Consider the following 14870-nt stretch of genomic DNA (forward strand, 5'->3'; position numbering starts at 1 on the left):
TGGCTGGTTAATGAATGGCTTAATTAGCCAAAGTGGGTTTCTTGACGCACCCAACGGATTGGGTAGTTGCGAGGTAGCGGTAGTGACATTCCCTCAGCAGAGTTTAGCACAAGTTTACTAATAGCACAACCGTAGAGCGGTTAACCTCAAGCCGCCATATGGCAAATACCATCTTAGCGATGCTTTCCCCAGTCCTTAAAAATAAAGCGCAGGGCATCAAAATAAGCAACAACGGGTTCGGTCATGTGGGTTTCGGTTGGGTAATGTTTATAGAGATAATCAAGTCCTTTTAGCTTTTTTTTAGCGAGTGTTGCATCCAATTTTAATAAATTTTTATGAAAAAACGAATTACTTCCACCTTCATTTCCGTCACTGTAAAAAAACATTTTGTTTAAGGCTGAACCGGTTTTTAGTTTTTCATCGGTCATTCTCAACAGATACTCATTGTTCCACCAAAGGGATGGGCTTACGGCAATATAAGCATCAAACAGATCGGGATGGGTCAACAGACAATTAAGCGATGAAAGGCCCCCAAAGGAATGCCCTGCAAAAATTTTATAGGGCTCTGTTTTATAATTTTTGTTAATCATTGGCATCAATTCGGTCGCAATGAATTGTAAAAAATTTTCGTTCCCGCCACTGCCTTTATACGAACTACTATCTGGTTTGCCCTCGTAGTTAAGTAGGCTATTGGTTGGTGTAAGGTCTCTGGTTCGTTTTGTATTGGAGATGCCGATGATAATTATTTTAGGCATTGCCAAAACATCGGGCCGACTCAGATAATCGGCATACTGAGCAAGTAGTGCAAAATGATTGTCACCGTCCATTAGGTATACTACGGGAAATCGTTTGTTCACATCCGCGGAGTCTACTTTAGGGCAATGCACATAAACCTTGCGCTCTTCGTTTAAAACCTTGGAGTGAATCGTCACAACCTCACTTGGTGGATATGTATACGTCTGCGTACTCTGAGAGTGTGCCTGAAAAGCGACAACTAAAAACAGACTTGTCAGCCATCGAAAGGAACAGGTAAGCAATTTCATTGGGTATAATTTAATTAATTAGGGTATCGAGTTTTTTCTTGACTGCTAATGGCTTAGGGCTTGCTGCTGTGGTAGCATTCCGAGTGGTGTCAGCCCAAATATAGCGGTAAAAGCTGACTAGAAATACGACTGCCGACTTAGTTTGGTCAGTCGCCCTAGCCGCAAAGCCGCTGTTGTGGGCCGTGCCTGTCGTACCCACACACTGCTCCTATTAATTGGGTAACGTGTCGCCCGAATAAACTACGCACGTGTAAACGGCTCCAATTTTCGGCGTATAGCGCCATACTATACAGTCTCTATAAACGCACTTTTTTCTAAGACTGCTAACATTTTTATGTGACGCCACTACTGGCTTTGGTCAATAGTCTAAAATGGCCGTCTCATTAATCAACCGCAGCCGCGGACGGTCGCGACGGCGGACCGTATTTCATTTTGAAGTGACAGATGAGTATCTGAGAAAATTTTACAGACATGTGATTGTGCCCTACGTTTATAAAATTGCCGTTCTATTGATTTCATTCAGTACCATCTTTCGCGGGAACAAGAAAGCGAATCCTCTCCTGAAATTATTCTATTTACTTGAATGCTTATTTTACAAGAGCATAGTGTTCTACTTCTAGCTTAAATATAATTATTAGCTTTAACAGTTTCGTTCACGAAAACGCTTCGCTGATTGAACGAATTTGCTCATGATTCGGCAGCATTAGTTATTTAGGGTAAAAACGTATCGACAATCATGTCAGTCAGTTGATGAGTCGTCCAACCGGCCCACAAACTTTTCGCCTTTAGAACGGCCCATGCTATCAGCCCAGCCCCCAAAGCAATCGGAATACTCTTTTCCGTTAACCCGTGGGCCAGTCCGAACACAACCGACGTCCACACGACTGCCGCTAGTCTATTCCAGTATTTGATGCAGCAAGCTAATAGCAAGCCTCGACAAATTATTTCTTCGTACAGATTGGTAACACAATTGAGGCCGTATCGATAAACGTCTACTTTATAATTAAATTTTTGTCCCATCGATGCCGCAATTAGTAAGGGAATAGCTGCCAGTACTATGCCGCCAATCATTCCATATTTCAAAGAAGCTAAATTAAAATGAGTGGTTCCACTCCATTGTTGATTGTAATCTATGTTTAGTAGATACTTGCCAATAAAAAGAATGGCAAGGGCTAAGGGAAGTAAACCAATAAGTCCATTTCCATAATCATAAAAGAGTAACCTATTTACTTTGTTACTAAAGCCCAGGAATGGAATGACGAATTCGCGGGAAACAGCAACGCCGTAAAATCCGATGAAAATGAAACTGCTTAGAACTAATGGAATGTAAAGCGTATTATAAATGAGTCGCATTCGGCCTACTACAAATACGAGTATACCGACACTCAAGCAGGCAATAGACTCCGCTAAATAAGCATTCATTCGGTTAATTTTTTAGGTTATTTATTCATAAACCTACCGCTACCGGTTTCGCCTATTGACTGGACGATGACTAAGATACAAAGCGACACTGAAGAAGGATGTATACGGCTGGTGGGATAGTCAAAGTACTACTAATTCAGTAAAACCCTTGAACAAATGGACGGAATATCTTCCTAGGTGGCGTTTCTAAATTTCATTTGATGCTTATCAATTCCAGATAATCCGTGTTGTGGTGTTCGCCCTTTCAGCAAAGGTACGAGCTGGCAATAGTGGAGTTTGAAAACCGCTTGCTGAACGAATGTACAACCGTTAGCCCCACTATTGCCAAGCCGATGTTAGCCGCATTTTTCTACTCTCGCTGCGATAACGTTGCCAATAGTTCTTCCAGGTTTCTCATTGTCATGGCAGTTCCTTCCTGGAAGCCCATTTCAATCATTTTCTCCATACGGTCAAGGGATTCATTGTAAATCGTAATACTGACTTTTGTTTTTCCGTTTTGTTCGCTGAAATTAAAATCCCATTCAGAACCGGGCAACTCAGGGTTTTCATCTTTGTCGGCAAAAGCATTGAACATTTTGAAGTTAGTTTTTGGGCTAATAGACGTATACGTCTGAATTGACCAACGCTCTTGTCCTTCAGGGCTTACCATGGCATAAAACCGTCGTCCGCCAACGTCAAAATTCATAAATTTTGTTTTTGAGGTCCAAGGTTTAGGTGCCCACCACTGGTCAAGGATTTCCTGTTTGGTATAAGCATCCCATACCAGCGACAGGTCGGCATCAAACTCTCTGGTTACGGTCGCTGTTTTCGCCGTTTTGTCGACGGTAAAATTAAATAGCAAATCAGTTTTCATTTTTGCTGTTTTTTAATGGTTGATAATACAGTGTCGAGTTGATCAAAACGAGTCTCCCAAATTTTTCTAAACTGGTTCAACCACATATCGATCTCTTTCATTTTTTCAATTTCAAGGGAGTAGTAAATTTCCCTCCCCTGTTGTTGCTGTTTCACCAGTTCGCATTCTGTGAGTATGCGCAGGTGTTTAGAAACAGATTGTCGGGTCGTGTTGAAGTTGTCAGCAATGGCGTTGGGCGTCATTGCCTGCAGAGCAATTAGGGCAATGATCGCCCGCCTAGTCGGATCGGCTATCGCCTGAAAAATATCCCGTCTCATGTGTTTGTCGTTTGTAGTTACGAAACCAATCGGTTGCAAATATATGCGCAACTATTCGGTTTCTCAAATTTTTTAGATTGAAAAAAGGTCAGTAGAATTTACCGGCGTGAAAGGTTGTCAAACCATGGCGGCTAACTGGCAGATTGTCTAGACCGCAATAGTCTGGTAGAGAGCAGGTTGTTCTTATGTAGTTTGTGTTGCCGCAGTACATTCCAACCAACGTTCGCAGGGGTCGATGGCGATCGTAGGAAGCCTTTGTTGTATAATCTTCTATATGTCAAGTACTACAGAATGTAAGCCAAAAACAAGGCTTGTCATACATTGTGTATGACAGGCCATCATTCCTCAATAGGCGTAAAGATAGCTCTCATAATTCGGACTTAATCAGTCGGTACCGGCGGGGACATAGGTGCCCGACTGGCGCCATGCTTCTAGTAGCAGTCTAGTGAACCCTTAGCTTGGCTTAACTAGCCGTGAGGGTACAGTTGTTGTATTGATAATAGACAATTTATGTGTATGAAATTTGATGATCTTACTATTAGTTTTCTATTAGATAAATACAACTAGCTGTTTCTATGATTTCGTTTAGTAAAAGGCTTCAATAAGTGAACGGCCTTTTTACCTGCGGTTCAATTCTGTCCATATGCCTACGCCCTGTCTACAGGGCGAGTTACCGCTCCGAGCCATTTATTCAAGGATAAGTATGTACTCGTCCTTGTTCCTTTCCTGTTTTAGATACCGCCAGCTAATAGTAAGCTGTTCCGTTTGGCATAAAAACGTGTTGTTTTCAAACCGAATCGCATTCGCTGGTACGAAGAAGCTCACTCGCTTTACGAACCAGATTTGCCCATTCGTCACTGAAAGGATAGGCTGATTGACCAGATTGAGGTGATTGTGATTTTTACCTAATTTTAACAGAGTGGAATGAAGCGTTAAGCTGTCGTTTATCGATTCGGCATGCATCGGATCAAACCCTTTGACCTCAGGCTGTTGCTTAAACACCAAGGTGATCTTTACGCCCCCCTGCTGGTTGAAGGCCTCCAGGTGTTGGGTATGCTTTTCTTTCTCCAGGGCCGTAAAGTACTTCGCTTTGGCTTCATAAGTGGGTAAAGCAGGTAAGCTAACTACCCGTGGGTTGAACTTGGCAAAGAAATACGCGCTGAGCGATAAGCCCGACTGGTAGTACTCAATCTGCCAGTTCTTCACCTTCCTCGATAAGAGTAGGCATTGAGCCATGCCACTTAATAAGTGCTTATTGCGTAACCCTTCCCGGCCATAAGTCGGCTCAATGAGTCCATAAAAAAATCGCTTCTCGATATACTGCTTTTCTTTCAGGCTCGTACCAAACGCCTTCATATACATATATTCACAATACGTAGCTGGCCCTTCGGCGGACTCCACACTCGTTTCGTAATTGAGGTACTTTTCGCCAATGATGGCTTTTCGAAGGGCTCGACAACTGAAGAACTTATTGACGTTTTCCTCAACTTGTTCAGCGGGTCCTTCGACCATGGCCAGCAATAGCTCCTGCTCATACTGCTTGATGGCATCATTCCGGTAGTCTTCGGGATAGGTTAACAAGATTGCCGGATTATCGAAGGCTAACGTTTTGATATAATTTCGCTGGTATACATGATGCAATTCGTGAAAGAGCTCGGCGTAAAACTGATTCTCACTCAGCAAGAAGGGCTGCTCGTAATGATTGTGGGCGGTGAGGTACTTGTTAATATCCGTTTGGGCAGTTCCCCTAAAGCTAGATCAGCCTGATTAAGTAAATAGATACCATCGCCCATAGGTATGGCGTTAGCAGGCGGTTGGGGATGATTGACTAAAAAAGCGGGTCCATTCTGTCGGAATATACAGGAAGGCCCAATGCGCATGCCCGGCCAGATTTGGTGGGTTATTCGGTTGACCCTACTTGAATAGTCTAGCAAGCTTTTGGCGTATAGACTATCAATGGGTTCCAGTTTTTGGGCAAACACAGTCTGGAGGCTGCAGCCAACGATAACAAAGCAAGCCAGTAGTCGCACAGGGCATAAGGTTAAGTATCTAAAATACCAGCGATTAAGACGGCGTAGTTCCGTCCCAGAGATGCCCACCGTTTTTCTAATTCAGCGGCCTGGACTCGTTCAGCGCGATAAGCCTCGACGACTTTCCATTTAAAGAGTCGAGTTTTCTTTTTCCTATATTTAACTAAGTCCTCAAGATAGGTATTCATACTGGTTTAGCGACTACTAATTCCAGTAGCATACGACTTGTTAAACGAGGAAAGTTTTCACCATCATCAATAATCCAGCTGGTTCGGACAATAGCAGTCTTGGCTTGGTGAGTCATCTCAAAATCAACTACATAAATTTCGCCATAGCTATTTCTACCCTCATGAGTCGCTGAATTTAACAGTACCGCTAATAAAATAGCATCGCATAGAATTTGCCACTCAACACTGGTTATCCCTAATGCCGAACGGAATACACGAGCTTTAGGCTTCCCGTACGGATGGTCTGTATTCAAGCAGTAACCCAAAAATTTTGAGTCATCTGCTTGAGCATGTTCAGCAAAGGGCAACATACTTATTTAATTTATTCATACTGCTTTTATCCCTTCTTCAACTCCTTCGCCCAGGCGTCTTTCAGCGTTACCGTCCGGTTGAAAACGGGCCGGTCGGTGGTGGAGTCCTGATCGAGGATGAAGTACCCCTTGCGCATAAACTGCACGTTGGTTGATGAGCCAGTACGGGCCGACTCAATAAGAGACGGCTCGACAAATGCCCGTACTACGGCTAGCGAAGTAGGATTTAGTAACTCTTTGAAATCCCGTTCGTCGGCGGCTGGATTCTCGACGGAGAAAAGCCGGTCGTAAAGACGAACTTCAGCCTCTACCGCGTGGGGCACCGATACCCAGTGGATCGTGCCTTTCACGTTGATACCCGACGTATCGGAACCGCTCCGGCTTTCGGGAATATAGGAGCAGCGCAGTTCAATAATCTCGCCCGCGTTGTCTTTTACTACCTCGTCGCATTTGATGATATACGCACCTTTGAGCCGTACCATGCCGCCCGGAAACAGCCGGAAAAACTTCTTCGGTGGAATTTCCATGAAATCGTCGCGCTCGATATACACCTCGCGGCTAAACGGCACGTCGCGTTCGCCAGCTTCGTGATCTTCGGGATTGTTTTCAATCCGCATAATTTCCTCGTGGCCAACTTCGTAATTCGTGATGACGAGTTTAAGCGGTTTTTCATCTAAAACGGCCATTACGCGGTGAGTCGATTTATTAAGTTCTTCGCGAAGGCAGAACTCCAGCAAACCTACGTCAATTAAATTATCGCGCTTGGCAATACCAATACGGTCGGCGAACTCGCGGATACTGGCAGGCGTGTAACCGCGCCGACGAAGACCCGCAATTGTCGGCATTCGGGGGTCATCCCACCCGTTAACGTGACCTTCTTCCACCAACTGCTTGAGTTTACGTTTGCTCATGACTGTGTAGGTCAGGTTGAGCCGTGCAAATTCAATTTGGCGGGATGGAAAAATAGTTAGTTTTTCGATAAACCACTCATACAGTGGTCGGTGTACTTCAAACTCCAATGTACAAAGCGAATGGGTGATGTGCTCAATGGCATCCGATTGCCCGTGGGCAAAATCGTACATCGGGTAAATGCACCATGTATCTCCAGTGCGGTGGTGATGCGCGTGTTTGATACGGTAAATAATCGGGTCGCGCAATTGCATATTAGGCGACGCCATGTCTACTTTGGCCCGCAACACCTTCGCCCCGTCGGGGTAGTCGCCAGCTTTCATGCGCCGGAACAGATCGAGGTTTTCGTCAACGCTTCGGTCGCGGTATTGACTCATGCGGCCCGGTTCGGTGGGGGTACCTTTCTGAGCCGCAATTTCCTCCGAGGTAGAGTCATCTACGTAGGCTAAACCTTTGTGAATCAGCGTTTCCGCAAACTGGTAAATCTGGTCGAAATAGTCAGAAGCATAGAACTCATTTTCCCAATCGAACCCAAGCCAATGCACATCATTTTTAATGGAATCCACGTATTCGGTATCTTCTGTAACCGGGTTTGTATCGTCGAAACGGAGGTTAGTTTGTCCACCGTATTTATCGGCCAGACCGAAATTCAGGCAAATTGATTTGGCATGGCCAATGTGCAGATAGCCATTTGGTTCAGGCGGAAAACGCGTATGGATGCGGCCACCGTTCTTACCAGAAGCCAGGTCGTCTTCTACAATTTGTTCAATAAAGTTGAGAGAGCCTCCAGTGTTGCTGCGGTCAGCCGAGCTGGTCGAGTCAGGAATGGGTTCGTCGGAGTCTTTTGTTACTTCGGTCATGTCGCTAATCGCTACTAATAAAGACCCGAAATTACGGCCTTTGGGTGGGTTTGACAAACGGGAGAGTGAGTTGTACAGAAATGATAGGGTAGAGGATTGATTCTTGGTAACCAGTTATGTTTTATAGTATCAGTTCCTTAAAAATGGACGATGATGAGAGGTACCACTACTATTTTTTATAATTGATAGATTAGTGAATTCGACTGTACTGACACTGATTTGTCTAGTTAATTTACGAATCGAGATGCAGGAATATTACTTAAGCAATCGAGAAATGCTAATTAATTCTTGTCAAAAAGCGAACAAAACGGTGACCTGAAACAGTTGTTAACTAGTACACGTTGTTGACTATTGTTGACGGCATGTGCTATTGCTCCTTACTGTTTTATGAAAAAGAGTTGGTTTATCTTTATAGTTGGTCTTTGCAGCCTAATATCGAGTGCAGTTTTTGCGCAAAAAACGTCCGACTCCTTAGCCAGGCAGGCTTATCTTCAAGATTGTATTCAGTATGCTTTAGGTCATCAACCCATTATACGACAGTCGGTTATTGATCAGGAAATTGCTGAACGCACAGTCCAGAGTTCGCTTGCGGCTTGGTATCCGCAGATAGCGGCTGGGTATAATCTTTTGCACAATCTTAAACTGCCCACTACGATATTTCCCGATCCAACGACGGGTGAAAGCGTTCCTCGAACAATAGGCGCAAAAAACACGTCTACTGCTTCGTTTTCGTTATCCCAGAGTGTTTTCAATCGCGATTTATTATTGGCCAGTCGAACTGCTGATGCGTATCGTCTTCAGGCTGCTCAGCAGACAGTAAATAACAAAATTAATGTGGTCGTTAATGTTAGCAAGGCATTTTACGACCTTATTCTGACCCAGCGACAAGTTGACATTCTGAGTGAAGATATTACCCGTCTACAGCGCAGCCTTCAGGATGCGACGAATCAGTATAAGGGTGGTATCGTAGACAGAACAGACCCACAGCGGGCTACCATTGCCCTTAACAATTCACGGGCTCAACAGAAACAATATCGGGATCTGGTCGGATCGAAAGTCCAGACGCTAAAGCAGCTTATGGGTTATCCGCCTAATTTTCAGCTAAATGTTGTTTATGATACGTTGCAACTGGCCAACGAAGTTGTTGCTGATACGTTGTTACTGGCGAATCCTAAAAATCGTATCGAGTACCAGCTTTTGCAGACGCAGGGGCGACTTTTGGAAGCCAACGTCCGCTACAACCGATGGGCTTACCTGCCTTCGGTATCTGCCTTTGGTAACTACAACTTTTTGTATCAAAATAATGCCTTCGGGCAATTGTACAGCCAGTCGTTTCCAAATTCACTGATTGGCTTGGCAGTCGCGTTGCCTATTTTTCAGGGAGGGCGACGTATTCAGCAGACGAAGATTGCCGAATTGCAGGTTCAACGATTGAACTGGGATTTGGCTGCACTGACCAGTGCCGTCGATGCTGAATACGCCCAGGCATTGGCTACCTATAAAGGCAATCTGGCCAATTATCTGGCTCTGCGTGAGAATCAGCTACTAGCCGAAGATGTCTATCGAATTATCAACCTGCAATATCGTTCGGGCATAAAAACCTACTTAGACGTTACCATTGCTGAAGCTGATCTTCGAACGGCCCGGCTCAACGTATTTAACGCATTGTATCAGACATTGACGACAAAATTAGACGTACAGCAGGCGTTGGGCGCTATTCAGTTTGAGCGATAATGTTGCTGCGTATACCCGACACCACACCACAAAAAACTATTGCCAGTCCACTTGTACCATCCTAAAAACTAGCTGGGCAAGGGGTTTATGATGATACGGACCTTGGTGATGAGAAATTGAAAAATAATATAACGAACGAAATGAAGCCATATATAAATGCACTTTTGTTAACAGCAATTGTATTGTTTGCCACCGCCTGTGGCGACAAAAAAAATGATCAGCAGCAACAGGCTCCACCCCCAACGCCCGTTACGGCCGTAAAGGTGGAGAAGGGTAATGCAACATATTACGATCAATTCCCTGCTACGGTAACGGCTCTGCTCGAAGTCGAAATTCAGCCGCAGGTGGCTGGAAATATCACGGGTATTTTCTTTCAGGATGGTCAGCATGTTAGTAAAGGGCAGAAGCTGTATACTATTGACCCGCAGCAATACCGTGCCGGTTACGACCAGGCCGTGGCGAATCTGAACGTGCAGAAAGCGAATCTAAATCGTGCTCAGAAAGATGCCGACCGCTACAATACGCTGGCTAAGCAGGACGCCGTTGCTAAACAATTAGTTGATAACGCCGACGCCACATTGGAATCGTCTAAGATGCAGGTCGAAGCCGCACAGGCCAACATCCAGCAGGTGGCAACTAATCTCAAGTACACAACCATTTATGCACCGCTTGATGGGACAATTGGCATTTCTCAGGTTCGGCTGGGAGCGGCTGTAGCGCCGGGGTCAACGCCCCTCAATACAATTTCGTCAGACAACCCGGTTGCCGCTGATCTACAGATTGATGAATCTGAAATTCCACGTTTTCTCAAATTGCAAGGTCAGAAGAGTGTGGGCCGGGATTCGACGTTAATCCTGGTACAACCTAATGGGGCTACTTATAAATATCCTGGTTCAGTTCGCATTATTGACCGCGCTGTTGATCCGCAAACAGGTACGCTACGTGTTCGGGTGGCTTTCCCCAATCCAGATAAACAATTGAAACCTGGTCTGAATGGTAACGTGCGGGTTAAAAACAGCACAGGTCAGCCACAATTGCTGATTCCGTATCAGGCGGTGACGGAGCAAATGAGCGAATACTTTGTGTTCGTCGTTGGCGACAGCAGCAAAGTGGCCCAGAAGAAAGTGACGCTCGGTGCCCGCATCAACGACAAAGTCATTGTAAAAGATGGCATAAAGGAAGGGGACATGATTGTAACAGAAGGTACTCAGAAAATTCGGGATGGTGCGAAAGTGCGAGTGGGTCAAGCGGACCAGCAAGGCGCTCCAAAACGTGATTCCAGCAATAAGCAGACAGCATCCGCAAAATAAAATGAGTGGATGATTGATATAGCGAATAAAACATGTACCAGCTATTCACTCATTCGCTTAATCAACCATTAAGTTATGTTCGCAGAAATATTCATAAATCGGCCTGTTACTGCCATTGTTATATCGCTGGTGATTGTCATATTGGGTGTGCTGGCTCTGCTAAGTTTACCCGTTAGCCAGTATCCCGACATCACACCCCCGGTTGTGCAGGTGACGGGTACCTACACTGGTGCCGATGCGCAGACGGTGGAGCAAACGGTGGCTACGCCTATTGAAACGCAGGTGAATGGTACGCCTGGCATGGACTACGTGCAAACCAATGCTACCAACGACGGCCGGATGACCATGAACGTAACGTTTAAGGTAGGGACCGACGTGAATATTGCAGCCCTGGACGTACAAAACCGCGTTGGTATTGCACAACCTCAACTACCTCAGGAAGTTACCCGGCTCGGTGTCGTTGTTCGCAAGCGCAATCCATCGCTGTTTATGCTGGTGGCGATTTATTCGCCCAAGGGTACGCACAACGTTTCTTTCTTAGACAACTACACGAATATTTACATTCGGGATGCGCTGTTGCGGGTGCCGGGTGTGGGCGATATATTTAGCCGTGCCGATGATTTTAGTATGCGGATCTGGCTCAAACCCGACCGGCTGGCGCAACTGGGCATGACCCCCAATGATGTCGTGGCCGCTTTGCAGGAGCAGAATCTACAAGTGGCGGGTGGTTCGGTGGGTGCTTCGCCCCAGCCCGCTTCTCAGGCGTTTGAGTATTCTGTTTTTACCAATAGCCGACTCAGCAAAGAAGAAGAATTTAGGAAAATCATTGTTCGCAGCGATCCTACCAAAGGTTCGCTGGTCTATCTGTCAGACGTAGCGCGGGTACAGCTGGGTAAATTTTCTTATGCCAGTAACTCATTCGTCGATGGCAAACGAGCGGCCTATCTGCTTGTTTATCAGTTGCCGGGTAGTAATGCGCTGGCTACCGCCAAAGGTGTATATGCGGCTATGGATGGACTGAAAAAGACATTCCCGAAAGATATTGAATACGTAGTGCCGTTTGAGTCGGTATCAGTAATTCAGGTATCTATTTCTGAAGTCGTCCAAACGCTTTTAGAAGCGTTGGTTCTGGTTATTTTGGTTGTGTTTTTATTCCTGCAAAGCTGGCGTGCTACGCTTATTACATTGCTGGCTATTCCGGTATCTATTATCGGCACGTTTGCGTTGTTTATTCCGCTCGGCTTTACCATTAACACGCTGACACTCTTTGCGTTTGTTTTGGCTATTGGTATCGTAGTCGATGATGCGATTGTGGTGGTAGAGGCCGTACAGGTTAATCTCGACAAAGGCATGACGCCCAAAGAGGCCACCATGGAAGCCATGCGTGAGATTTCGGCTCCGGTAATTGCCATTGCCCTGATTCTGGCTGCTGTATTTGTACCGGTTGGCTTTATTCCGGGGATTGTCGGGCGGCTTTATCAGCAATTCGCTATTACCATTGCCGTTTCGGTATTGATCTCGGCTTTCGTGGCCTTGTCACTTACACCCGCTCTGTGTACGTTGTTGCTTCGGCCGATGCACATTGACGAGAATGCAAAAGGGCTTAACAAGTTATTTTATAAATTCAATCAGTGGTTCGAAAAGGTTACGAACGCGTACTCGAATACGGTACAGCGACTCATTAAAGCAACGCCACTGGTCATTGTTGGCCTGGTCGTTTTGTATATAGGAACGGGGTTGCTATTCCGGGCTAAACCAACCGGATTTATCCCAACTGAAGACGAAGGTCGACTAATTGTAACCTACGAAATTCCAGAAGCGGCTTCGACAACGCGTAGTTTGGTGGTGCTTAATAAAATAATGAGTATTCTTAAAGAGCAACCATACGTAGCACATTTTGCCGCACTGGGTGGTTTGAATGCGGTTACATTCGCATCGAAATCGAATAGTGGTACGGTATTCATGCAGTTGAAACCGTGGGACGAGCGTAAGGAACGTAACATGCAGGCCGACTCGCTGGTGGTTAAACTGCAAAAGGCACTGGCGGGGTTGAATGATGCCCGCCCTCAGGTTTTGCAGCCCCCCGCTATTCCAGGTTTAGGCCAATCCTCGGGGTTTACCTTCGAGATTCAACAGCGTGAAACCAATGATGATGTAGCGGCATTTGATAACGTGGTGCAGACTTTTCTGGCTGAGGCTAACAAGCGCCCTGAAATTGGCCGGGCTTTTACCTATTTCACGGCAAAGTCACCCGCGTACCGGGTTGATGTAGACCGCGATAAATGTAAGAAACTGGGTATTTCGGTGAGCGATGTGTATACCACGATGCAGACGCTTCTGGGTAGTCAATACGTCAATGACTTCATTATTTACGGGCGTAAATTCCGGGTGGTTGCCCAGGCCGATACCATGTACCGAACAGATATAAAGGCGCTCAATCAATATTATGTTCGTAATGGAGCGGGCCAGTTGGTACCTATCAGCACAGTTATTAAAACCAGCGTCATTGAAAACGCCCCACTGATTTCGCACTTTAACCTATTCCGCTCTGTCGAATTAAACGGTATTGCCAAGCCCGGTTATAGTAGCAGTCAGGCCAATGACGCTCTTCGCGAGGTAGCGGCTAAAGTTCTCCCCACCGGTTATGCGTATGATTTTGGTGGGCTGAGCCGAGAAGAAATCAACGCGGGTGATACATCGATTTATATTTTTATGCTATCGGTTGGGTTTGTATTCTTATTCTTGGCCGCCTTATATGAAAGCTGGTCAGTGCCCTTCTCCGTACTTCTATCGGTTCCCATTGGTGCCTTGGGAGCCATTACCGCTCTGATCATTTTTCCGTACCTTACCAACAACGTTTATGCTCAGATCGGCTTAATTACGTTGATCGGTCTGGCGGCTAAAAACGCCATTTTGATTGTAGAGTTTGCCAAGGAGCGGGTCGATAAAGGGGAAGATTTGCTGGAGTCGACCATCGAAGCGGTTCGCCTGCGACTCCGGCCAATTCTGATGACCTCGCTGGCGTTTATCCTGGGTGTATTTCCGCTGGCACTCGCGAGTGGGGCAGGGGGCGTAGCCCGAGCCACCATCGGTCGGACGGTGTTGGGTGGGATGTTGGCTGCAACGTCGCTGGCTATTTTTGTAGTACCAGTACTTTATGTAGGCATTACAAGACTAGCCTATGGTAAAAAGGGGTTAGCCGCCTTGAAAGAGAATGCCAAGAAGGAAGAGAAGCCGGACGACTCGTCGAAACTTACCCCGCAGCCCGTTCCTGTAAATGGTCAGGAGGGCGACAAAGTCCGTCATTGAGCAGCCGACCAAAAAGACAAATTTCTTTTATTACTAGTGTCCAGATACGTACACCGATTGTCCACAAACGGACAGCAGGTGTACGTATCTGCTTTTAAGAAACCCCTTCTCCTGACTCAGTTGCCCATATTCTTCTTTTGGCAGGCCATTTGATATACGGAAATAGAGGAAATGAAATTGTACTGTCAATAACTCTACTTTCAGCTCATGCGACGTAGCGATTTAGGCGAGTTTGAAGAGGTGGTTTTACTGGCTGTGGCCGCCCTTTCACCTAAGGCATATTCGGTGGTTATTGCCGATGCTCTTGAAAAAGAGACTGGTAATTTGGTCAGTACGGGGGCCGTTCATGCAGCCCTGCAACGCCTGGAGCAAAAAGGATACGTACGTTCTTGCTTGGGCGACGCGACTCCTGAGCGGGGTGGCCGTCGGAAGCGTCTGTTTACAGTCTCGGTCTTGGGTGGCCGAATTTTGGAGGAGGTACGAGCCGTTCGTGAACGACTTTGGGAGCGTATACTGCCTACTATCCGGTTGGAGTGGAGTTAATA

The 14870-nt window shown here is 46.0% G+C and carries 12 protein-coding genes; 4 read left to right on the forward strand and 8 right to left on the reverse strand.

The genetic code is table 11. From position 1 onward, the window contains the following. Positions 1-173: 173 nt before the first annotated feature. The 8 genes from ACFS25_RS11255 to ACFS25_RS11290 form a co-directional block, all read right to left on the reverse strand. Complete coding sequence (locus ACFS25_RS11255; RefSeq protein WP_381500082.1) at positions 174-1043, reverse strand: alpha/beta hydrolase; 870 nt, start codon at positions 1041-1043, stop codon at positions 174-176. A gap of 711 nt (positions 1044-1754) precedes the next feature. Continuing rightward, on the reverse strand, positions 1755-2465 hold the full coding sequence (locus ACFS25_RS11260) for a CPBP family intramembrane glutamic endopeptidase (protein ID WP_381500085.1): 711 nt from the start codon (positions 2463-2465) through the stop codon (positions 1755-1757). 349 nt (positions 2466-2814) lie between these two features. Further along, a complete protein-coding gene (locus ACFS25_RS11265) occupies positions 2815-3318 on the reverse strand; it encodes an SRPBCC family protein (protein ID WP_381500088.1) in 504 nt (167 codons plus the stop codon). Next, positions 3315-3635, reverse strand: coding sequence for an ArsR/SmtB family transcription factor (locus tag ACFS25_RS11270; protein WP_381500091.1), 321 nt, complete (start codon positions 3633-3635; stop codon positions 3315-3317). Before ACFS25_RS11270 ends, ACFS25_RS11265 begins: the two co-directional genes overlap by 4 nt. Before the next feature lie 687 nt (positions 3636-4322). Beyond that, entirely contained in the window at positions 4323-5276 is a 954-nt protein-coding gene (locus ACFS25_RS11275; RefSeq protein ID WP_381500094.1) for a hypothetical protein, read from the reverse strand. 35 nt (positions 5277-5311) lie between these two features. Next, the gene (locus tag ACFS25_RS11280; RefSeq protein ID WP_381500097.1) at positions 5312-5617 is read right to left on the reverse strand and encodes a hypothetical protein; all 306 of its coding nucleotides are present in this window, start codon (positions 5615-5617) and stop codon (positions 5312-5314) included. A 232-nt stretch (positions 5618-5849) separates the two neighbouring features. Next, positions 5850-6203 (reverse strand): DUF6883 domain-containing protein, encoded by a 354-nt coding sequence (locus ACFS25_RS11285; protein ID WP_381500101.1) that lies wholly within the window; start codon positions 6201-6203, stop codon positions 5850-5852. A gap of 26 nt (positions 6204-6229) precedes the next feature. Further along, on the reverse strand, positions 6230-7972 hold the full coding sequence (locus tag ACFS25_RS11290; protein WP_381500875.1) for a glutamine--tRNA ligase/YqeY domain fusion protein: 1743 nt from the start codon (positions 7970-7972) through the stop codon (positions 6230-6232). Positions 7973-8359: 387 nt separating this feature from the next. On the opposite strand from ACFS25_RS11290, the gene ACFS25_RS11295 reads away from it, so the two are divergent. The 4 genes from ACFS25_RS11295 (at position 8360) to ACFS25_RS11310 (ending at position 14868) form a co-directional block, all read left to right on the forward strand. Further along, positions 8360-9706, forward strand: coding sequence for a TolC family protein (locus ACFS25_RS11295; protein WP_381500105.1), 1347 nt, complete (start codon positions 8360-8362; stop codon positions 9704-9706). 140 nt (positions 9707-9846) lie between these two features. Next, positions 9847-11016: an efflux RND transporter periplasmic adaptor subunit gene (locus ACFS25_RS11300; RefSeq protein ID WP_381500108.1), complete on the forward strand. Its 1170-nt coding sequence runs from the start codon at positions 9847-9849 to the stop codon at positions 11014-11016. A 75-nt stretch (positions 11017-11091) separates the two neighbouring features. Continuing rightward, entirely contained in the window at positions 11092-14325 is a 3234-nt protein-coding gene (locus tag ACFS25_RS11305) for an efflux RND transporter permease subunit (protein WP_381500111.1), read from the forward strand. 207 nt (positions 14326-14532) lie between these two features. Continuing rightward, on the forward strand, positions 14533-14868 hold the full coding sequence (locus ACFS25_RS11310) for a PadR family transcriptional regulator (RefSeq protein WP_381500114.1): 336 nt from the start codon (positions 14533-14535) through the stop codon (positions 14866-14868). The last annotated feature ends 2 nt before the right edge of the window (positions 14869-14870 follow it).

It is taken from the genome of Spirosoma flavum (genome assembly GCF_042686045.1).
In the GTDB taxonomy this organism is placed as follows: Bacteria; Bacteroidota; Bacteroidia; order Cytophagales; family Spirosomataceae; genus Spirosoma; species Spirosoma flavum.

Bases quoted from the DNA above. Each gene is read 5' to 3' on its own strand.
- ACFS25_RS11255 (WP_381500082.1), bottom strand. From the start codon at position 1,043: ATGAAATTGCTTACCTGTTCCTTTCGATGGCTGACAAGTCTGTTTTTA.
- ACFS25_RS11260 (WP_381500085.1), bottom strand. From the start codon at position 2,465: ATGAATGCTTATTTAGCGGAGTCTATTGCCTGCTTGAGTGTCGGTATA.
- ACFS25_RS11265 (WP_381500088.1), bottom strand. From the start codon at position 3,318: ATGAAAACTGATTTGCTATTTAATTTTACCGTCGACAAAACGGCGAAA.
- ACFS25_RS11270 (WP_381500091.1), bottom strand. From the start codon at position 3,635: ATGAGACGGGATATTTTTCAGGCGATAGCCGATCCGACTAGGCGGGCG.
- ACFS25_RS11285 (WP_381500101.1), bottom strand. From the start codon at position 6,203: ATGTTGCCCTTTGCTGAACATGCTCAAGCAGATGACTCAAAATTTTTG.
- ACFS25_RS11290 (WP_381500875.1), bottom strand. From the start codon at position 7,972: ATGACCGAAGTAACAAAAGACTCCGACGAACCCATTCCTGACTCGACC.
- ACFS25_RS11295 (WP_381500105.1), top strand. From the start codon at position 8,360: ATGAAAAAGAGTTGGTTTATCTTTATAGTTGGTCTTTGCAGCCTAATA.
- ACFS25_RS11300 (WP_381500108.1), top strand. From the start codon at position 9,847: ATGAAGCCATATATAAATGCACTTTTGTTAACAGCAATTGTATTGTTT.
- ACFS25_RS11305 (WP_381500111.1), top strand. From the start codon at position 11,092: ATGTTCGCAGAAATATTCATAAATCGGCCTGTTACTGCCATTGTTATA.
- ACFS25_RS11310 (WP_381500114.1), top strand. From the start codon at position 14,533: ATGCGACGTAGCGATTTAGGCGAGTTTGAAGAGGTGGTTTTACTGGCT.